General features: G+C 69.6%; 20 protein-coding genes. 6 read left to right on the forward strand and 14 right to left on the reverse strand.

All coding sequences use genetic code 11. The annotated features are described in order from the left end of the window. Positions 1 to 227 precede the first annotated feature (227 nt). Complete coding sequence (locus tag Q0L11_RS04310; protein ID WP_296595623.1) at positions 228 to 764, forward strand: hypothetical protein; 537 nt, start codon at positions 228 to 230, stop codon at positions 762 to 764. Between the two features lies 1 nt (position 765). On the opposite strand, the gene Q0L11_RS04315 is transcribed toward Q0L11_RS04310, so the two are convergent. Genes Q0L11_RS04315 through oppB form a run of 3 tightly spaced genes read right to left on the reverse strand, consistent with a single transcriptional unit; the run spans position 766 to position 3,757 of the window. Further along, on the reverse strand, positions 766 to 1,941 hold the full coding sequence (locus Q0L11_RS04315) for an aspartyl/asparaginyl beta-hydroxylase domain-containing protein (RefSeq protein WP_296595624.1): 1,176 nt from the start codon (positions 1,939 to 1,941) through the stop codon (positions 766 to 768). After that, entirely contained in the window at positions 1,941 to 2,837 is an 897-nt protein-coding gene (locus tag Q0L11_RS04320) for an ABC transporter permease subunit (protein WP_296595625.1), read from the reverse strand. Before Q0L11_RS04320 ends, Q0L11_RS04315 begins: the two co-directional genes overlap by 1 nt. Continuing rightward, positions 2,834 to 3,757, reverse strand: coding sequence for an oligopeptide ABC transporter permease OppB (oppB, locus tag Q0L11_RS04325; RefSeq protein ID WP_296595626.1), 924 nt, complete (start codon positions 3,755 to 3,757; stop codon positions 2,834 to 2,836). The genes Q0L11_RS04320 and oppB overlap by 4 nt, the downstream gene beginning before the upstream one ends. 111 nt (positions 3,758 to 3,868) lie before the next feature. Here oppB and Q0L11_RS04330 point away from each other — a divergent pair, with 111 nt between their 5' ends. Next, complete coding sequence (locus tag Q0L11_RS04330) at positions 3,869 to 4,279, forward strand: TIGR01244 family sulfur transferase (RefSeq protein ID WP_296595627.1); 411 nt, start codon at positions 3,869 to 3,871, stop codon at positions 4,277 to 4,279. Further along, positions 4,276 to 5,175, forward strand: a complete 900-nt coding sequence (locus Q0L11_RS04335; protein WP_296595629.1) for an MBL fold metallo-hydrolase — start codon at positions 4,276 to 4,278, stop codon at positions 5,173 to 5,175. The genes Q0L11_RS04330 and Q0L11_RS04335 overlap by 4 nt, the downstream gene beginning before the upstream one ends. Here Q0L11_RS04335 and Q0L11_RS04340 read toward each other — a convergent pair. Continuing rightward, the gene (locus Q0L11_RS04340; protein ID WP_296595631.1) at positions 5,172 to 6,548 is read right to left on the reverse strand and encodes a PLP-dependent aminotransferase family protein; all 1,377 of its coding nucleotides are present in this window, start codon (positions 6,546 to 6,548) and stop codon (positions 5,172 to 5,174) included. The genes Q0L11_RS04335 and Q0L11_RS04340 overlap by 4 nt on opposite strands. 84 nt (positions 6,549 to 6,632) lie before the next feature. Here Q0L11_RS04340 and Q0L11_RS04345 point away from each other — a divergent pair, with 84 nt between their 5' ends. Further along, the gene (locus tag Q0L11_RS04345; RefSeq protein WP_296595632.1) at positions 6,633 to 7,061 is read left to right on the forward strand and encodes a DUF983 domain-containing protein; all 429 of its coding nucleotides are present in this window, start codon (positions 6,633 to 6,635) and stop codon (positions 7,059 to 7,061) included. Between the two features lie 5 nt (positions 7,062 to 7,066). Here the strand turns inward: Q0L11_RS04345 and Q0L11_RS04350 are convergent, their stop codons facing one another. The 5 genes from Q0L11_RS04350 to pdxH form a co-directional block, all read right to left on the reverse strand. Beyond that, complete coding sequence (locus Q0L11_RS04350) at positions 7,067 to 7,468, reverse strand: DOPA 4,5-dioxygenase family protein (protein ID WP_296595633.1); 402 nt, start codon at positions 7,466 to 7,468, stop codon at positions 7,067 to 7,069. 9 nt (positions 7,469 to 7,477) lie between these two features. After that, entirely contained in the window at positions 7,478 to 7,996 is a 519-nt protein-coding gene (locus Q0L11_RS04355) for a GNAT family N-acetyltransferase (protein WP_296595635.1), read from the reverse strand. A gap of 74 nt (positions 7,997 to 8,070) precedes the next feature. After that, the gene (locus Q0L11_RS04360) at positions 8,071 to 9,717 is read right to left on the reverse strand and encodes a long-chain-fatty-acid--CoA ligase (protein WP_296595637.1); all 1,647 of its coding nucleotides are present in this window, start codon (positions 9,715 to 9,717) and stop codon (positions 8,071 to 8,073) included. Positions 9,718 to 9,865: 148 nt separating this feature from the next. After that, on the reverse strand, positions 9,866 to 11,362 hold the full coding sequence (locus tag Q0L11_RS04365; protein WP_296595638.1) for a bifunctional aminoglycoside phosphotransferase/ATP-binding protein: 1,497 nt from the start codon (positions 11,360 to 11,362) through the stop codon (positions 9,866 to 9,868). Next, a complete protein-coding gene (gene pdxH, locus Q0L11_RS04370) occupies positions 11,359 to 12,024 on the reverse strand; it encodes a pyridoxamine 5'-phosphate oxidase (protein ID WP_296595640.1) in 666 nt (221 codons plus the stop codon). The genes Q0L11_RS04365 and pdxH overlap by 4 nt, the downstream gene beginning before the upstream one ends. Before the next feature lie 84 nt (positions 12,025 to 12,108). On the opposite strand from pdxH, the gene Q0L11_RS04375 reads away from it, so the two are divergent. Both Q0L11_RS04375 and Q0L11_RS04380 read left to right on the forward strand, forming a co-directional pair. Next, positions 12,109 to 12,801: a DnaJ domain-containing protein gene (locus Q0L11_RS04375; RefSeq protein ID WP_296595641.1), complete on the forward strand. Its 693-nt coding sequence runs from the start codon at positions 12,109 to 12,111 to the stop codon at positions 12,799 to 12,801. A 108-nt stretch (positions 12,802 to 12,909) separates the two neighbouring features. After that, on the forward strand, positions 12,910 to 13,350 hold the full coding sequence (locus Q0L11_RS04380) for a hypothetical protein (RefSeq protein ID WP_296595642.1): 441 nt from the start codon (positions 12,910 to 12,912) through the stop codon (positions 13,348 to 13,350). On the opposite strand, the gene Q0L11_RS04385 is transcribed toward Q0L11_RS04380, so the two are convergent. The 5 genes from Q0L11_RS04385 to Q0L11_RS04405 all read right to left on the reverse strand — a co-directional run bounded on the left by Q0L11_RS04385 (position 13,351) and on the right by Q0L11_RS04405 (position 17,392). Continuing rightward, positions 13,351 to 13,965: a GNAT family protein gene (locus Q0L11_RS04385; protein WP_296595643.1), complete on the reverse strand. Its 615-nt coding sequence runs from the start codon at positions 13,963 to 13,965 to the stop codon at positions 13,351 to 13,353. It lies immediately after the preceding gene. Next, positions 13,962 to 14,441: a GNAT family N-acetyltransferase gene (locus Q0L11_RS04390; protein WP_296595644.1), complete on the reverse strand. Its 480-nt coding sequence runs from the start codon at positions 14,439 to 14,441 to the stop codon at positions 13,962 to 13,964. Before Q0L11_RS04390 ends, Q0L11_RS04385 begins: the two co-directional genes overlap by 4 nt. 78 nt (positions 14,442 to 14,519) lie before the next feature. Continuing rightward, a complete protein-coding gene (locus tag Q0L11_RS04395; RefSeq protein ID WP_296595645.1) occupies positions 14,520 to 15,485 on the reverse strand; it encodes an oxidoreductase in 966 nt (321 codons plus the stop codon). A gap of 2 nt (positions 15,486 to 15,487) precedes the next feature. Then, positions 15,488 to 16,270 carry an enoyl-CoA hydratase-related protein gene (locus tag Q0L11_RS04400; protein ID WP_296595646.1) on the reverse strand — a complete coding sequence of 261 codons (783 nt, stop codon included), beginning with the start codon at positions 16,268 to 16,270 and terminating at the stop codon, positions 15,488 to 15,490. Positions 16,271 to 16,324: 54 nt separating this feature from the next. Beyond that, positions 16,325 to 17,392 (reverse strand): MBL fold metallo-hydrolase, encoded by a 1,068-nt coding sequence (locus Q0L11_RS04405; RefSeq protein WP_296595647.1) that lies wholly within the window; start codon positions 17,390 to 17,392, stop codon positions 16,325 to 16,327. Positions 17,393 to 17,458: the final 66 nt, after the last annotated feature.

The following is a 17,458-nucleotide window of genomic DNA, read 5'->3' on the forward strand; positions in this document are numbered from 1 at the left end:
TTAGCTATCGGCAATGTTTCGGGCGCCCACCTGTCGCATTCTGGTCACAGATTGCCGGCCAACAGGGGAATGCCGGCAAGGTTTCTTCCCCGATTGTGACAGCGGCGCAGGGGCGGCCGGACGAACCAAGGCAAGAATCGTGCGCGGATGTGGCGATGGCCGGCGCCGTTGCGCGGGCGGGGCGGGGGCGCGTAATGATCCTTCCCAGGCTTTGCAGGACCGGTCACATGAACATGAAGGCGATCTGGGCGGCTGGCGCCGTCGCGGCGGCGATCTGCGCCCTGGGCGCGACGGCCGAGGCCCAACCCAAGGCCGAGCCGCGCTCCGCAATGCTCCAGAAGCTGGTGGACTGCCGCAAGATCACGGACGAGGCGGGGCGGCTCGCCTGCTATGATCAGGCGACGGCGGCCCTGGACCAGGCCGAGGCCAAGGGAGACATCGTCGTCGTCGACCGCGAGCAGGCCCGCAAGGTGCGCCGCCAGGCCTTCGGCTTCTCGATGCCCTCGCTCAGCCTCTTCGAGAAGGGCGAGACGCAGGAGGAGATCCAGAACGTCCAGGGCGTGGTCGCCGAAGCGCGGATCAACAACGCCGGCAAGTGGGTCATCAAGCTGCAGGACGGCGCCACCTGGGCCCAGGTCGACCCGGGCGAACTCCATCGCAATCCCAAGCCGGGCATGACCGTGAAGATCCGCCAGGCCTCGCTGGGGAGCTACCTGATGTCCATCGACAACATGGGCGCCTTCCGCGCCCGCCGCGTGGAATAGGTCAGCCGGCGTAGAACGCGTTGCGGGCCGCCAGCATGGCGTTGATCCGCTCGCGCTCGCCTATCTCCAGGAACGGGTTCCAGACGTCGAAGATCAGGATGACGCGCAGTTCGTCGGCGTCGTTCCAGGCCTCGTGCTCGATCGTGTCGTCGAACACCCAGGCTTTGCCCATCTCCCACGACCGCTCCTCGTTGCCGACCCGGAAGCGCGCCGGGCCAGGGAGGATCAGCGGCAGGTGGCAGAGCAGTCGCACGTTGGTGGATCCGGTGTGCGGCGGGATGTGGGTGTGGGCGTCCAGGGCCGAGAACATCGCCGTGGGCGCGAAGCCCGGCTGGTGCGCCATCGGCAGCCGCGAGAGCAGCTCCGCCGTCTGCGGGCAGGCCTCGCACACCGGATCCTGGCGGACGCCGTCCTTCCACAGGAACAGCGAGCTCCAGCGCGGCGAGTGATTGAGTTCTTCCCACTGGTTCGTCGGAACGTCCGGCGGGAAGGCGATGTACGGCGCGAACGCGTCCATCCGCGTTTCCAGCGCCGCCTTCAGCTCGGCCTGGACCATGGGCGTCGCGGCTTCCAGTTCCGGCAGCCAAGGGAACAGTTCGCGCGGATAGAAGGGGATCGCCGCCAGCCGCGGATAATGCAGCAGCAGCGGCTCGTGCTGGTAGACCTTGCGCACGCCGGCGTAGACGCCGATGGCCTCCTCCAGCCGGCGCTGGGCCAATTCGCCGCCCACCGCCTCCAGCGGGCCCACCTGGTCGGCCAAGTAGGTCGCGAGCGCCTCGCGGGTCTTCTCCACGACCTCCCTCGCCCGGGCCAGCGGGCTCTTGAGGTTCGGCGGCAGGTTCGCCTCGGTGGGGGCGAGCTTCAGCGCGTTCTCGTAGACCCGCGCCGCCCGGCGTTCGCCGGACAGCTTCTCGACCACGGCGCCCTTAGAGAGCAGGGCGAGGAAGTTGTAGGGGTCCAGCGCCAGCGCCTCGTCCAGCGCCGCCAGGGCGGCAGGCAAGGCGCCGCTCGCCCTGTGGATCAGCGCCTTCTGCATACGAACGTGCGGATCGTAGGGCGCCAGTTCCTGCGCCTGGGCGACGCAGCTCAGCGCCGACGCCGAATCGCCTCGCCGCATCGCCGCCACGGCGTCGGCCAGCAGTTGCTGCGGAGATGTGGCATGCCCCCCGGCGACCATCATCTGTCCCTTGGATCGATGGCGTCCCGTAGGCCATCGCCGACGAAATTGAAACACATCAGCGTCAGCACCATCACCACCGAAGGGAAGATCAGCAGCCACGGTGCGAGCTCCATATCCGAGGCTCCGCTGGCGATCAGATTGCCCAGCGACGCCATCGGCGGCTGCACGCCCAGTCCCAGGAAGCTCAGGAAGCTCTCAGCCAGAATGACCGCCGGTATCGTCAGCGTCACGTAGACAACGACCGGTCCCAGCAGGTTCGGGACGATATGACGCGCGATGATGCCCGCCCGGGTCAGGCCGGCGGCGCGGGCGGCCTCCACGAACTCCTTGTTCTTGAGGGTCAGCGTCTGGCCGCGGACGATGCGGCTCATGGTCAGCCACTCCACCGCCCCGATAGCCACGAAGATCAGCACGATGTTCGAGCCGAAGGTGACCATCAGCAGGATCACGAAGAAGATGAAGGGCAGCGAATAGAGGACATCGACGATCCGCATCATCGCCTCGTCCACCTTGCCGCCCAGGTATCCCGCGGTCGCGCCCCAGGCCACGCCGATGACGAGCGACACGAAGGTGGCGACTACGCCGATCGCCAGCGACACGCGCAGGCCGGTCAGCAGCCGCGCCAGCAGGTCTCGGCCCAGGGCGTCCGAGCCCAGCAGGTGTCCCGCCTGGAGGGGCGCCAGCCAGACGTCCGCCTTGTCCACCTGGTCGTAGGCGAAGGGCGCGAGGTAAGGACCGACCATCGCGAGCAGGACCAGCACCGCCAGCACGACCATGCTGGCCACCGCCGCTTTGTTGGCCAGAAGCCGCCGGCCCGCGTCGTCCCACAGGCTGCGCCCTTTCACGGCGGCGCGCTGCAGGCGCTCGGAGCCGTCGGAGGCGAGGAGCGTCATGCCAGCCTCACCCGGGGATCCAGCGCGGCGTACAGCAGGTCCGCCACCAGGTTCAGAAGCAGGATGAGCGCGGCGTAGACGATCACCATGCCCATCACGACCGTGTAGTCGCGCTGGAGCGCGCTGATGACGAAGAACTTCCCGAGCCCCGGCAGGTTGAAGATCTTCTCGACCACGAGCGACCCGGTGATCAGGCCCGCGCACGCGGGCCCAAGGTAGCTGACCAGCGGCAGGATCGCCGCGCGAAGGGCGTGCTTGCGGACGATCAGGCGCTCGGGCAGGCCCTTGGCCCGAGCGGTGCGGATATAGTTCGAGCGCAGCACCTCAATCATGCCGGCCCGCGTCAGCCGCGAGATGATAGCGATCTGCGGCAACGCCAGCACCGTCACCGGCAGGACCATGTTGATCAGGGCGCCGTCGTTCCACCCGGCCGTCGGCAACCAGCCCAGCTTGGACGCCAGCCCCAGGACCAGCAGCGGTGCGGTGACGAAGGTGGGGATGCAGACCCCGAGGATGGCCACCGCCATCACGACGTGATCGGTCGTCCCGTTCTGTCGCAGCGCCGCCATCACGCCCAGGCTTACGCCGACCACCGAGGCGATGGCGATCGCGGAAAGACCCAGCCTCAGGGAGACCGGGTAGTTCTCCTTCAGGATGTCGAGCACCGACTTGTCGCGATACTTCAGCGACGGCCCCAGGTCGCCCCGCGCCACGCCGGCCAGATAGTCGACGTACTGCTCGCCCAGCGGCTTGTTCATCCCATACTTGGCCAGGACGTTCGCCTCGATCTCGGGCAGCAGCTTGCGGTCGCTGTCGAACGGGCTGCCCGGCGCGGCGCGCATCATGAAGAACGCCGCCGTGATCACCAGGAACAGCGTCGGGATCGCGATCAGCAGGCGCCGGCCGATATATCGCAGCATGCCGCCCGAGACGCTCCTGACTCGCGACCTTTTCGGGGCCGCCCGTTGCGAAAGTTCCACCCACCCCCGATGATGTCAACGAAAGCGCCAACGCTGTTTTGCGAGTAACCGATGCCTGACTTTCGACGCGTCACCGACGACTTCACCACCGCCCCGCAGATCGCCATCGCCGACGTCGCCGAAGCCGCGCGCCAGGGCTTCAAGACGATCGTCAGCAACCGTCCCGACGGCGAGGAGCCGGGCCAGCCCACCGCCGCCGAGGTGGAGGCTGCCGCCAAGGCCGTCGGGCTCGCGTTCTTCCACATCCCGGTCCGGGGCGGCCCGACGCCGGATCAGGTCGAGCAGATGAAGGCGGTCATCGACGAGGCGCCGGGCCCCGTGCTCGCCTTCTGCCGGTCCGGCACTCGCTCGATCACAACCTGGGCGCTGAGCCAGGCGGCCTCGGGCGCGCGGCCGCGCGACGATCTGATCGGCCTGGGACGCGGCGCCGGCTACGACCTGTCGGGCGCGCTGGGCGGATGATCCCCTACGTCCGCGACATCGACGTCGAGTACGGCCGTTGCGACCACGTTTCACCGTTGATCCGGCGTGTGACGGCCAACAATCCCGGCCCGTTCACCTTCAAGGGCACCGGAACCTACATCGTCGGCCGCGGCGAGGTGGCGGTGATCGACCCTGGCCCGGACGATCCGGCCCACCTGGACGCGATCCTCTCGGCCGTGCAGGGCGAGAAGGTCACCCATATCCTCATCACCCACCACCATTCGGACCACTCCCCGCTGGCCGGGCCGCTGAAGGCGCGAACGGGCGCCACGGTCTACGGTTGCGCGGTCGCGGGCCACGAGATGGAAGACACGGGCGAGGTGCGGATGGAAGCCGGCCACGACCACGACTTTCGGCCTGACATCAGCGTCTGCGACGGCGGCGTCGTGCTGGGGCGCGGCTGGACCATCGATGCGATCCCGACGCCGGGCCACACGTCGAACCACATCTGCTACGCGCTTCGCGAGGAGAACGCCTGCTTCTCCGGCGACCACATCATGGGCTGGTCCACGACGGTCATCACCCCGCCGGACGGCGACATGACCGACTATCTGCGCAGCCTCGACGACATCCGCGCGCGGAAGTTCGACGTGCTCTGGCCCACCCACGGTCCGCCGGTGCGCGAGGTGGACGCCTTCATCGCCGCGTACATCGCCCATCGCCAGGAGCGGGTCGATCAGATCCTCGGCGCCCTCAAGGCAGGGCCGGCCCGGATCAACGAGCTGGTCCCGCGCCTCTACGCCGACGTGGACAGCCGCCTGCACCCCGCCGCGGCTCGGTCGATGCTGGCCGCCATGATCCATCTGGTCCGCAAGGGCCAGCTCGCGGCCGACGGCGCGCCGGGGCCGGAGAGCACCTACCGGCTGGCGGGCTAGACCAGCGTCCGCGTAGGCGCAGGCTGTCCGCGCACCAGCGCCGCCACGCTCTCCAGGGCGCTGCGCAGCACGGGCTGCTTGCCCGGGCCGCCCAACGAGATGCGCAGGCCGTTGGGGTGATCGGCGCAGGTAGCGAAGGCGTCGGCCGCGGCCAGCGCCAGGCCCTTCTCCTGCGCCAGCCGATGCACCTGATCGGCCCGCCAGTCGGCGGGCAGGTCCAGCCACACGTGCACGCCCTCGGCGGCGCCTCTGGCCTGCGGCAGCACCTCGGCGGCGATGGCGCGGCGCGCGCGAGCCTCCTTGCGGACTGCAGCCAGCAGCCGCTCGGCCGTGCCCTCGCGGATCCAGGTCGAGACCACCGCAGAAACGAGCGGTGACGGCATCAGGGCCAAGGTCCGCAGGGCCTCGGCCGTGCGCTCGGCCAGCGCCGGCGGCGGGAGAAGGAACGCGGTGCGCAGGCCGGGCGAGAGGCATTTCGAGAGCGTCGCCAGGTGGAAGGTCCGCTCCGGCGCGAACGTCGCGATGGCGGGCAATGGGGCGTCGAACAGGCGCGCATAAGGGTCGTCCTCGACGATCCACAGCCCCGCCGCCTGTGCGGTCGCCGCGATCGCCCGCCGCCGGTCGAGGTCCAGGGTGATCGCGGTCGGATTGTTCGTCGTCGGCGTGACGTAGAGGGCCGACGGCGCCTGCACGGCGCACAGCCGCGCCAACGCCTCGGGGTCCAGACCGCCCGCGTCTGCGGGGCAGACCACGAGCCGCAGTCCGAACTGCGCCGCCGCCGTGATGACGCCCGGATAAGCCAGCGGCTCCACCACCAGGGTCCGCGCGCCCGCCGCCGCCAGCGTCGCCAGCACCGCCGACAGCCCCGTCTGCGCGCCCGGCGTGACGAGCAGCCGCTCGGGTGGCGCGTCACCCAGGCTGGGCCTTAGCCAGGCCGCGGCCGAGGTGCGCTGACCCAGGCTGCCGCCGCCGGGATGGTACGACATCAGCGTCGCCGGATCCGCGCGCTCCAGCACCTCGGCCGCGGTCTCCTTCAGCAGCGCGCCGAGGGAAAGGCCCAGCGGCGGCGGCGGCAGGTTCATGGACAGGTCCACCCGTCCCGCCTCGTCCTCGGTCGCGCGGGCCCGCACGAAGGTGCCGCGGCCTACCGTTCCTTCGATCAGCCCCCGCGCCCGGGCCGCAGCGTAGGCCCGCGTCACGGTCGTCAGGTCGACGCCCAGCAGCTCCGCGACGGCCCGCTGCGGCGGCAGCTGATCGCCCGCCTGCAGTTCGCCCTCGCGGATGGCCGCCTCCAGCGCCTCGACCAGCCGGGCGTGGAGCGCGCCTCGCCCCCGCGGCAGGCGCGCCAGCCAGCGCGCGGAAGGATGCGTCATGGAGTCCATTGCGAGTCCCAGTCGAAACACATACATTACATATCAATTGTATGCGTTCAATATCCGCATTGTATGGAGACCACTATGGACTTCACCGGCTGCGAACCCTCCACCCTCGAAGCGGGCCTGCGCTGCCGTTGCCCCCGCTGTGGCGAGGGCAAGCTGTTCGCGGGGTTCCTGAAAATCGCGAAGTCCTGCGACCAGTGCGGGCTGGACTACGGCTTCGCCGAGCCGGCGGACGGCCCGGCGTTCTTCGTGATGAGCGGCGTCGGCATCCTGGTCGTCGCGATCTGGGCGTGGGCGGTGGTGGCGTTTCACCCGCCGATCTGGCTGCAGTTCGCGACGGTCTTCCCGGCGCTGATCGGCGGCTGCCTCGCCTGCCTGCGGCCGATGAAGGCCTGGCTGGTGGCGGAACAGTATGTCCACAAGGCTGAGGAAGCCCGCTGGGCGAGCACCGGCGCCCACGGGGAAGGCGGCTTCGCCTTCGACCGCCGCAAGGCCAGCGGCGGCTGAACGGCCTAGAAGTCGATCTTGCCGAAGCGAGGCAAGCCTTTGTTCTCGCCTGGCGGGTCCATGACCGACAGGTCCAAATCCAGCGGCCCGCCGCCGATCCATTTCGCCAGGCTGGTGTGGTCGGCGAGGTCGTCGTCGGTCAGAGGATGGACCAGGGCGCGCAGGCCCGACGCCTCGATCAGCGGCAGGATCGTCGGCAGCGCCCGCGCCAGGAAGTGGATTTCGAACTGTGGCAGCGGGTGCGGTCCGATGGGGCCTTCGCGCAGCTCCCCCACCATCAGAAGGTCAGGCGCCTCGCCGCTTTCCAGCATTTCCGTTAGCCGCATGTGGAGCGCGTCGGACGCGGATCGCTGGTGAGCCTCGTGGTAGATGTGGGCATGGTAGGGCGCGGTCCCGTCGCTGGTCATACGCCGCCGCTATAGCCCCTTCTCCAGCACGTCGAAATAGAGGTCGGGCCGGGTCGGCCGGCCGAAGCGCGGGTCGTCGTAGGGGAACGGCTTGGTCTCCCCGGTCAGGGCGTAACCGCGGCGGATGTACCACGCGACCAGGGTCTCGCGCTGGTGGACGACCGTCATGCGGATTCGCCTAGCGCCACGGGCGCGGGCCCAATCTTCCGAGGCCGCGAGCAGCGCGCGTCCCAGTCCCCCGTCCTGGCGGTCGGGCCGCACCGTGAGGATTCCGAGGAACCAGACGCCGTCGGAGCCGTCGTCGAGCCGGACGTGCCCCAGGTGCTCGCCCTCGGGATCGCGCCAGATCAACAGGTGCGCGCCCGGCGTCGCGAGGTCGTCGCGGAGCAGCGACTCGTTGATCCGCTCCCCTTCGATCATGTCCTCGACGCTCCAGCCGCGCGCGGCGCTGGTGTCGCGGAAGGCCCGATTGGTCAGGGCGATGATGTCGGGATAGTCGGCTTCGAGCGCGGGTTTGAGCTGGGCCATAGGGATGGCTGGTAGCTGCTTCGGGCCCGGCGGGGAACCGGCCCTTGCAGGACTTAAATTCACCAGCCGCGGCCCTACGCCGTCTCCTTGGCCTTGGCCGACGGCAGGACATAGTCCTTCATCCGCTCGCGGATCAGCTTCTTGTCGATCTTGCCGGTCGCGCCCAGCGGGATGTCGTCGACGAAGACCACATCGTCGGGGGTCCACCACTTGGCGATCTTGCCGTCCAGGAACGCCAGGAACTCCTCCTTCGTCGCCTCGACGCCCTCCCGCAGGCTGATCAGCAGCACGGGCCGCTCGTCCCACTTGGGATGGGCCGCCCCGATCACCGCCGCGTTGGCCGCCTTCGGGTGGCCCATTGCGATGTTCTCGATTTCGATGGAGCTGATCCACTCGCCGCCCGACTTGATGACGTCCTTCGCCCTGTCGGTGATCTGCATGAAGCCGTGGCCGTCGATGGTCGCGACGTCGCCGGTGTCGAAGAAGCCTTCGGGATCGAGGATGTGGCCGCCGTCGCCCTTGAAGTACTCGCCCACCACGAACGGCCCCTTCACCTTCAGCTTGCCGAAGGTGGTCCCGTCGTGCGGCAGACGCTGGCCAGCGTCGTCCGTCAGTTTCATCTCGATGCCCAGCGGCGGGCGGCCCTGCTTGAGCTTGAAGGCCAGTTGAGTCTCCGCGTCCATCTCGGCGATGGCCGCGTTCGGCGCGGAGATGGTGCCCAGCGGCGACAGTTCGGTCATGCCCCAGGCATGGGTCACGTCGACGCCGAACTCGTCGCGGAAGCCGCGCACGATGGCTTCGGGCACCGCCGAGCCGCCGATCACCACACGCTTCAGCGTGGTGAGGGGCGCCCTGGTCTCGCGCAGGTGGGCCAGCAGCATCTGCCAAACGGTCGGCACGGCGGCGGAGAAGGTCACGCCCTCGCTTTCGATCAGTTCGTAGACCGACGCGCCGTCCAGCTTCTGGCCGGGCATGACCATCTTCGCGCCCGACGCCGGGCACGACAGCGCCAGGCCCCAGGCGTTGGCATGGAACATCGGAACCACCGGCAGCACCACCTCCGTGGCTCCCAGGTTCATCACGTCCCGGGTCATGGTGATGATGGTGTGCAGGAAGTTCGAGCGGTGGGAGTAGAGCACGCCCTTCGGATTGCCCGTCGTGCCCGAGGTGTAGCAGAGGCCGGCGGCCGTGTTCTCGTCGAAGCCGCCCCACTCGCAGTCGGCCGAGTGCTGCTCGACGAGGTCCTCGTAGCAGAGCGCGCCCGGCAGGCTCACGCCCTTCATGCCCTCGCGGTCGGTCATCACCACGAAGTGCTTCACCGTCGGCATCTTGCCGCTGTGCTCGGCCAGCAGGGCGGCGAAGGTCAGGTCGGTGAAGATGATCTTATCTTCGGCGTGGTTGATGATGTAGCAGAGCTGGTCGGCGAACAGCCGGGGGTTCAGGGTGTGGCAGACGGCGCCGATGCCCATGATGCCGTACCAGGCTTCGATGTGGCGGGCGGTGTTCCAGGCCAGGGTGGCGACGCGATCGCCCGGCTGCACGCCCAACCCTTTCAGCGCATTCGACAGCCGCTTGGCGCGCGCATGGACCTCCGCATAGGTGGTCCGCACGATCGGCCCCTCGACCGACCGGGTCACCACTTCGCGGTCCCCATGCCAGGCCTTGGCGTGGTCGAGGATCTTGTCGACCGTCAAAGGCCAGTTCTGCATCAGGCCCAGCATGGCGTTTCCCCTAACTTATCAGTCGTTACTTATCGGGCAGTCCTAGTGGGACGATGTCGCTTCCGCAACGGGAGCGTCAACCGTTGGGGGCGCGCGGACACTGTTCGTCGCAGAGCGCCCATCTCGTCCTCGCTCATCGTGGCCGGCCTTAGAGTGGGTTGGCCAGCCAATCCCTCGCCGCCGCCGCAGTCGGGGCGGTGGCGTCGACCTTCGGCCAGTCGGCCGGCGCCTGCAGCCGCGCCACCTGTTCGCGCAGGACCGCCACCGTCGCGTCGGACGCGTCGCCCCTGCGGCCGGCCACACGCGCCTCCAGCACCTCGACAGGCGCATCCATCCACGCGGCGCGGAACGGCACGCCACACTCGGCCGCCAGCGCCGCCACCCGATCCCGCAGGCCGGGGTCCAGGAAGGTGGCGTCCAGCACCACCGACCGACCGGCCTCCAGCGCGGCCCGCGCGTTGGCGATCATCTCGTCGTAGGTCTCCCCCTGGGCGGCGGGCGTATAGGCGGCGCGGGGCATCGGGTCGGTCGGCGCCATGCCGGCCAGGCGCTTGCGGATCTCGTCGGTGCGCAGGATCAGCGCGCCGGGCGAGGCGCCGAGGCCCGGCGCAACCGCCCGGGCAAAGTGCGACTTGCCTGAGCCCGACAGGCCGCCCACGGCCGCCAGCACGGCCGGCGGCGGTGACAGGTGGGCGATCGCCGCCTCCACGTAGGCCCGGGCCGCTGCCGGGTCCGCCGAGTGCGCGGAGACGTGCGCCCGCACCCCGGCCCGAACCGACAGCATCAGCGGGAGGCTGGCCAAGCCGTCCCAGATCTCGGCCGGGAAGCTGCGGGCGGCCTCGTCCATGTAGCCGGATAGCGCCCGGACACCCGCGTCGCGTCGCCCGCGGAAATCCAGGTCCATCAGCAGGAACGCCAGGTCGTACTGGACATCGAGGTCCGACAGCAGGTCGTTGAACTCGATGCAGTCGAACAGCACCGGCCTGCCATCCTCCAGCAGGATGTTGCCCAGGTGTAGGTCGCCATGACAGCGCCGGGAGAACCCACCGGCCGAACGATGCGCCAGCGCGGTCGCCTGCCGCTCCAGCTCGGCCTCGGTCAGGGCGATCATGGTCTCGACGCGGTCCTGGTCCAGCCCCTGGCAGGTCTCCCGGAGAAGTTGGGCGTTCGAGCCGACGGTGAAACTCAGCGCCGTCAGCCCACCGGCCGGCCGCGGCGGGGCGGCGGCATGAAAGCCCGCGATCATCCGGCCCAGCGCCTCGGCCAAGTCGCCCGTGACCGCTTCGGGCCGCGCCGACAGCACCTGGGTCTCGTCGAACCGGCGCATCTCCAGCACGTGGTCCACCAGCTCGCCCGCGCCGTCGATGGCGAAACCGCCGCCCGGCTCGCGCGTGATCCGGTGCACGGCGCGATAGATGTCGGGCGCGGCGGCCCTATTGAACTCAAGCTCGCGGTCCAGCGCCCACTTGCGGTGTTCGGCGGACGAGAAGTTGGCGTAGCCCAGGTCGGCGTGGCGCTTGATCTTCCAGGCGACCTCCGGGGTCAGGAACACGTGGGCGCAGGCGGTGTCGATCGTCTTGTCGGCCCGGGTCCGCAGCCACGCCGTCAGCTCCGCCTCCAGGACGGTCGGCTCCCAGACGCTCAAGGAAACAGCCTGCGGGTGGTCCAGCCCGGCCCGGCCCACTCGAACACCAGGCGCTCGTGCAGGCGGAACGGGCGGTCACGCCAGAACTCCATGGACTGCGGCGCGACGCGGAAGCCCGACCAGTGCGGCGGCCTCGGCACCTTGCCCAGCCCGTAGCGCAGGCCCACCTCGGCGATCCGCTTCTCCAGCGCCAGGCGGTCGGGCAGCGTCCGCGACTGCTCCGAGGCCCAGGCCCCGAGCTGCGCGGGCCGCGCACGGGTGGCGAAATAGGCGTCGGCTTCCTCGGCCGTGGTCGGCGTCACCGTCCCGCGCACGCGCACCTGCCGGCGCAGCGACTTCCAGTGGAACAGCAGCGCGGCCTTCGGGTTGGCGGCCAGCTCCCGCCCCTTGGCGCTCTCCAGGTTCGTGTAGAAGACGAAGCCGGAGGGATCGACGTCCTTCAGCAGCACCATCCGCACGTCGGGCAGGTCGTCGGCGTCGGCGGTGGCCAGCGCCATGGCGTTGGCGTCGTTCGGCTCCTTCTGGAGGGCTTCCTTGAACCACTCGTCGAAGAGCGCGAAAGGGTCGACCTCGCTCAGCAGCGCCGGCGGCTCGGCGGCGGCCACCTGGCGGACGTAGTCGTCCTCGCTGGGCGATGCGGGAATGAGGGTCTTGTCGGTCACGGACCGGCATATAGCGCGCCGGCGGCCTGCGCGAGAAGCCGCCTTAACCGACCGTTGACGGCGTTTACCGTACCGTCCCGGTTCATGAGTCGGCCGCAGCCCGAACTGTCCCTGAAAATGGCCCGCGAGGTCCTGGGCGTGAGTTCGGCTGCGACGCCCGCCGAGGTGCGCAAGGCGTTCCGCGCGGCCGCCAAGCGCGCCCACCCCGACCAGGGCGGCGACGAGGGCGCGTTCCGGCAGGTGATGGACGCCTACCAGCGCCTGCAAGATCCGCTCAGCGAACGCTTCGTCCAGACGCCGGCCCGCGCGCGGCCCACGCCAGACCCCGACCTTGAGATCACGCCGAAGCTGGCGCTCGAGGGCGGCGATATCGACCACCGCATGCCGGACGGCCAGTTCATCCGCATCACCCTGCCGCCGGGCCTGCGCTCGGGCGACAAAGTGGTGGCCGCCGGCGCCGAGCTCTGCGTCTACATCCGCGCCCACGACGGCGTGCTGGTCCGCGGCGACGACCTCTGGATGACGGTCAAGGTCGCTCCGGGCCTACTCAAAAAGGGTGGGCGTATCACGCTGGAGACGCCCATCGGCCGCCGCAGCGTCTGGATCGACAGGAAGGCCGCGGAGCGGGGCCTGGTCCGCGTCGAGGGCGAGGGCTTGCCGGCCCGCGGCCGCCGCCCCGCCGGCCACCTCTTCGTGCGCCTGCACGCCCAGCCCAGCCTGGCCGACAGCGCCGCCCTGGCACTCCTCCGCCGCTTCGCCGCCGCCTGGGCGGCCTGAAGGTCGCGCGCCACAGGGGCTCTCGACACCCTCCGAGCCTGAAGATCGCCTCCACCGGCTAAGTTGGTCCAGTTCTTGCTTAACTATACCCAACGCAAGGAGGACCTCATGGCTGTGGACGGTATCGGCGCGATGCTTTCGTTGGGCGCGCCGGCGGCGACCAAGATGCTCAACCCGGAGGACAAGAAGACCACCCAGAGTCCGGCCGACGCCGCCAAGGCGCGGGCCGACGCGGCGGCGGCGAAGCAGAAGGCCGAGCTCGACGCGATCCGCGAAAAGGGCATCTACGCCTATGCCCAGGAGCAGAAGTTCGAAGCCCTGAAGAAGAAGATCGAGGAAGAGCTCAAGAAGGAGCAGGGCGTCGACGGGAACGGCAAGATCGTCGGCGGCGACGATCCCTCGACATGGTCGAAGGACGACACCTCCTTCGAGGCGGAGGTCGCCCGCCGCATGCAGAAGATCATGGAAGAGGCCATGTCCACCGAGGCGAAGAAGGCCGCCCAGGAGGGCCGCCCCGCCGAGCCCATGATCATCGACATCAGCGTCTGATCACAGGCGGTGACGGCGGCGCCATTCGTCGCGGGTCATCTCCCAATAGACCGAGCGCCGGGTGGCCCCGTCCGGCCGCACGGCCTCGCGCTCGCCCATGCGGCGGAAGCCGGCGGCGTCGATCCCCTTCTGCGAACGCACGTTGTCCAGCGCCGCGGTCAGGCACATCAGGCGCACGCCAAGGGTCTCGAAGATCCAGCCGAACGCATGGGCCATGCCGCTGCTGCCCCGGCCCTGTCCCTGCAGGTCGGCACGCATGGCCCCGGCAAGCTCTGCCGAGGACCGGTCGGGCCAGACGGTGATGCGCGAATAGCCCGCGACCTCGCCGTTCGGATCGAGGGTGACGATCAGCAGCGCCTCCCCGGCCAGAGCCTGGGCCTGGTTCTCGGCCACCCAACGCGTGACCGCAGCCTCGTCGATCGGCCGCGGCAGATCGTAGATCGGCCCCGAGACCCGCGGGTCCGACAGCAGGGCTGCCAGCCCCGGCACATGCCGCATCTCGGCCCGCTCGCGGTCTGGGCCCAGGGTCGCGACGTCCACGGTTCGGACCGCCGTCCGGATCGCATCCGCCTCGTCCTCAGAGGCGTGGATCACGGTCTTCGGCGGCGCGCTCATGAGGCCCCCAGTCGCTCCAGCGCCTCGCCATGCAGGCGGCGCACGGTCCACTCGGTCATCGCATCCGCGCCCAGGCTGTCATAGAACGCGATCGAAGGCGCGTTCCAGTTGAGCACCGCCCATTCCAGACGGCCCAGGTCGGCCTCGACGCAGCGCTGGGCCAGCCGCGCCAGCAGCGCCTTGCCGGCGCCCACGCCCCGCGCCTCGGGCCGCACGAACAGGTCCTCCAAGTAGATGCCCGCGCGGCCCTTGAAGGTCGAATAGTTGTAGAACCAGAGCGCGAAGCCCACGGGCCGACCATCGAGCTCGGCGATCTCGCAGAAGCTGCGCGGGTTCTCCCCGAACAGGTCGCGGCGGATGTGGGCCTCCGTCGCCTCCACCTCGTGCAGCAGGCGCTCGTACTCCGCCAGTTCGCGGATAAAGGACAGGATCAGTGGGGCGTCGGCGACGGTCGCCACCCGGATGGTCACGCTCATGTCGCAAACCTAGGCGCTGCCCCCGCGGAAGGCCAAGCCCTGGCGTTCTCGGCGCTGAGGCTCAAACGCTGGTCTGTTCTAAACCCGCACGCCCGTCGTCTCCTCCGACACCAGCCAAAGGCGCTCGGCGGCCTCGGGGTCGAGGCCGTGGGGCATCACGCCTTCGAAGGGCGTGTCCTGCGACCAGGGGACCGCCTGGCTGCAATTCTCCAGGTAGAGCCCGCCGACGCCTTCCAGCTCCTCGGCCAGCACGGCCCACACGCTGGTCGCCGCCCCCTGCTCGGTGGACTTGAAGCGGTCGTTGATCTTGCCGTTCTCGTCCATCCAGCCGAAGGCGATCATCTCCTCCCGCGGAAGATGCCGCTGCAGCGGCGTCATGATCCCGCCGGGCATGACGGCGTTGGCCGTCACGCCGAGGTCGACGAAACGCTCTTGGAAACCCACCGCGAACAGCGCGTTGGCCGTCTTCGCCTGCCCATAGGCCTCCCACTTGTCGTACGGCCGTTCGCGGTAATGGATGTCGTCGAAGTGGATCCCGCTACGCCGGTGGCCGATCGACGACAGCGAGACCAGCCGGCTCGTCCGCCCCTCCTCCGCCGCGTTCATCAGCCCGCGCGCCAGCAGGATCGACAGCAGGAAGTGGCCGAAGTGGTTCGTCCCGATCTGCATCTCCAGGTCCTGCGCCGTGTAGCTCTGCGGGCAGGCCATGACGCCAGCGTTGTTGATCAGGATGTTGAGCGGCCTGTCGCCCCAGGCGCTCGCGAACGCCGCCACAGAGGCCAGGTCCGACAGATCGACCCTGCCCACCGTGACCTTGCCGGGCGCCGTCTTGCCGATGTCGGCCGCCGTGGCCTCGCCGGCCTCGACGTTCCGGACCGCGAGCATCACCTCGGCCCCGGCCTCGGCCAGCGCCCGGGCGGTCTCGACGCCGATGCCCGACGCCCCGCCAGTGACGATGGCCGTCATCCCGTTCAGGTCGCAACCCGCCGCGACCTCGCGGGCGGTGGAGGTCGCGCCGAACTCCGAGGTGATGCGGTCCGTCATCGTCAGGCGCTCACCTTGCTGAAGTCGGGCGCGCGCTTCTCGGCGAACGCCGCCAGGGCCTCCTTGGTCTCCGCCGAGCGGAGCTGGGCGGCGAAGATCTTACCCTCCTCCTCCATCTTGGCGCTGATCGCCGCCGGGCTGCGCATCAGGCCCTTGGTCGCCTTCACCGCGGTCGGCGCACGGGCGGCCACCGCCTCGGCGGCGGCGCGGGCCTTGGCGCGGAGCTCGCCCGCCGGCACGGCGGCGTTGGCGATGCCCCAGGCCGCGGCGGTCTTGCCGTCGACCGCCTCGTTCAGCACGAACATCGAGAACGCCCGCGCATGGCCGATCCGCTGGGGCAGCAGCATCGACGACGCGGCTTCCGGCACCAGGGCCAGGTTCACGAACGGAGTGGTGAGCAGCGCGTCCTCGGCGACATAGACCAGGTCGCAATGCAGCAGCATCGTCACCCCGACGCCCACGGCCCGGCCGTGGACGGCCGCCACGATCGGCGTCTTGGCGCGGGCGAGCGCCGCCAGCAGCGGGTTGCCGCCCTCGCGCGCCGCGTTGGCCTTGGGATCGCCCGAGTTCACCGCAGCGAAGTCGCCCAGGTCGTTGCCCGCGGTGAAGATGTCGCCGTTGGCCTGGATGAGCACGCAGCGAATGGACGGATCCTCGCTGGCGCGGTCGATGCCGTCGCCCAGCCCCTGGTACATGGCGCGGGTCAGGGCGTTCTTCTTGTCGGGACGATTGATGGTCAGGGTCAGCACGCCGCCCTCGACCTCGCTCAAAATGTGATCCGTCATTCCGTTTTCGGCCGCAGCCCTCCCTGCTTCGAGTGTTTCCGCCCTGCGCCGAACCTAGGCCGCCGCCCGGTACCAGTCGATCCCGTTCTCGTCGCGCTCGCGCACCGCCTGGCCTCGCGCAATCAGGCAGTTGAGGTGCGCCAGGCTCTCGCCCGTCGCCAGTCCGAGCAGGTGCTCGTTGATCGGCCGGCGGAACAGCACGTGGAACACGTCCACCACCCGCTTGGGCTCCGCCAACAGCTCGTGCAGGCGCACCAGCCCTCGCTCGTGCCCGTTCACGAGGTGGTCGATCCGCGCGTGCAGGCCGTGGAAGGGATCGTTGTGCGCCGGCAGCACCAGCACGTCGTCGGGCACCTTGTCCTTGATGCGCTTCAGCGACGTGATCCAGTCGGTCAGCGGGTCGCCGTCCGGCTCGGTCGGGAACACCGACACGTTCGACGATATCTTCGGCAGAACCTGGTCGCCCGAGATCATCAGCTTCAGGTCCGGGCAGTGCAGGCTGGCGTGCTCCGGGCTGTGGCCCGAACCGACCACCACGCGCCAGACGTGGCCGCCGATCTTCACCTCGTCGCCATCGTTGAGCCGATGGAAGCTGTCGGGCAGGGCGTAGAGGCCGCGGCCGAAGCCACCGAACTTGGCGCGGTAGTTCTCCAGCGCGTCTTCGTCCCAGCCGGCGGCCTTGAAGAAGGCCAGCGCGTCGGCGGGCGCCTCGCGGCCGGTGTCCGCCGCCAGCGAGCGGCAGGTGACGAACTCCAGCCGGGTGATCCACAGCCGCGCGTCGAACTTGCGCGTCAGGTAGCCCGACATGCCGATGTGGTCGGGGTGCATGTGAGTGACGAACACCCGCGTCACCGGTTTGCCCTCCAGCGGGCCCTTCAACGCCGCGCGCCACGCGTTGCGGCTCTCGATCCCGCCGATGCCGGTGTCGACGATGGCCCAGCCGCCATCTTCCTCGATGGCCCACACGTTGATGAACGCCAGCGCCCCGCCCAACGGCATGCGCAGCCACTTCACGCCAGGCGCGATATCGATGGCCTCGCCGATCCCCGGCCCCTTCTCGAACGGATAGACGAGCTTCGGCCGATGGCTTTCCCAGCCGCCCTGTTCGATCCCGTCGCGCAACGCCCAACCCCCAACTCGTTCAGGCCTATTATCCGGCGCAGACGCTAGGGAGGGCAATCGCCTTCG

The organism is Phenylobacterium sp. (assembly GCF_024508875.1).
In the GTDB taxonomy this organism is placed as follows: Bacteria; Pseudomonadota; Alphaproteobacteria; order Caulobacterales; family Caulobacteraceae; genus Phenylobacterium.

What these genes read in the sequence shown, in the direction of transcription:
- Q0L11_RS04310 (WP_296595623.1), top strand. Translation starts at nt 228, where the DNA reads ATGAACATGAAGGCGATCTGGGCGGCTGGCGCCGTCGCGGCGGCGATC.
- Q0L11_RS04315 (WP_296595624.1), bottom strand. Translation starts at nt 1,941, where the DNA reads ATGGTCGCCGGGGGGCATGCCACATCTCCGCAGCAACTGCTGGCCGAC.
- Q0L11_RS04320 (WP_296595625.1), bottom strand. Translation starts at nt 2,837, where the DNA reads ATGACGCTCCTCGCCTCCGACGGCTCCGAGCGCCTGCAGCGCGCCGCC.
- oppB (WP_296595626.1), bottom strand. Translation starts at nt 3,757, where the DNA reads ATGCTGCGATATATCGGCCGGCGCCTGCTGATCGCGATCCCGACGCTG.
- Q0L11_RS04330 (WP_296595627.1), top strand. Translation starts at nt 3,869, where the DNA reads ATGCCTGACTTTCGACGCGTCACCGACGACTTCACCACCGCCCCGCAG.
- Q0L11_RS04335 (WP_296595629.1), top strand. Translation starts at nt 4,276, where the DNA reads ATGATCCCCTACGTCCGCGACATCGACGTCGAGTACGGCCGTTGCGAC.
- Q0L11_RS04340 (WP_296595631.1), bottom strand. Translation starts at nt 6,548, where the DNA reads ATGACGCATCCTTCCGCGCGCTGGCTGGCGCGCCTGCCGCGGGGGCGA.
- Q0L11_RS04345 (WP_296595632.1), top strand. Translation starts at nt 6,633, where the DNA reads ATGGACTTCACCGGCTGCGAACCCTCCACCCTCGAAGCGGGCCTGCGC.
- Q0L11_RS04350 (WP_296595633.1), bottom strand. Translation starts at nt 7,468, where the DNA reads ATGACCAGCGACGGGACCGCGCCCTACCATGCCCACATCTACCACGAG.
- Q0L11_RS04355 (WP_296595635.1), bottom strand. Translation starts at nt 7,996, where the DNA reads ATGGCCCAGCTCAAACCCGCGCTCGAAGCCGACTATCCCGACATCATC.
- Q0L11_RS04360 (WP_296595637.1), bottom strand. Translation starts at nt 9,717, where the DNA reads ATGCTGGGCCTGATGCAGAACTGGCCTTTGACGGTCGACAAGATCCTC.
- Q0L11_RS04375 (WP_296595641.1), top strand. Translation starts at nt 12,109, where the DNA reads ATGAGTCGGCCGCAGCCCGAACTGTCCCTGAAAATGGCCCGCGAGGTC.
- Q0L11_RS04380 (WP_296595642.1), top strand. Translation starts at nt 12,910, where the DNA reads ATGGCTGTGGACGGTATCGGCGCGATGCTTTCGTTGGGCGCGCCGGCG.
- Q0L11_RS04385 (WP_296595643.1), bottom strand. Translation starts at nt 13,965, where the DNA reads ATGAGCGCGCCGCCGAAGACCGTGATCCACGCCTCTGAGGACGAGGCG.
- Q0L11_RS04390 (WP_296595644.1), bottom strand. Translation starts at nt 14,441, where the DNA reads ATGAGCGTGACCATCCGGGTGGCGACCGTCGCCGACGCCCCACTGATC.
- Q0L11_RS04395 (WP_296595645.1), bottom strand. Translation starts at nt 15,485, where the DNA reads ATGACGGACCGCATCACCTCGGAGTTCGGCGCGACCTCCACCGCCCGC.
- Q0L11_RS04400 (WP_296595646.1), bottom strand. Translation starts at nt 16,270, where the DNA reads ATGACGGATCACATTTTGAGCGAGGTCGAGGGCGGCGTGCTGACCCTG.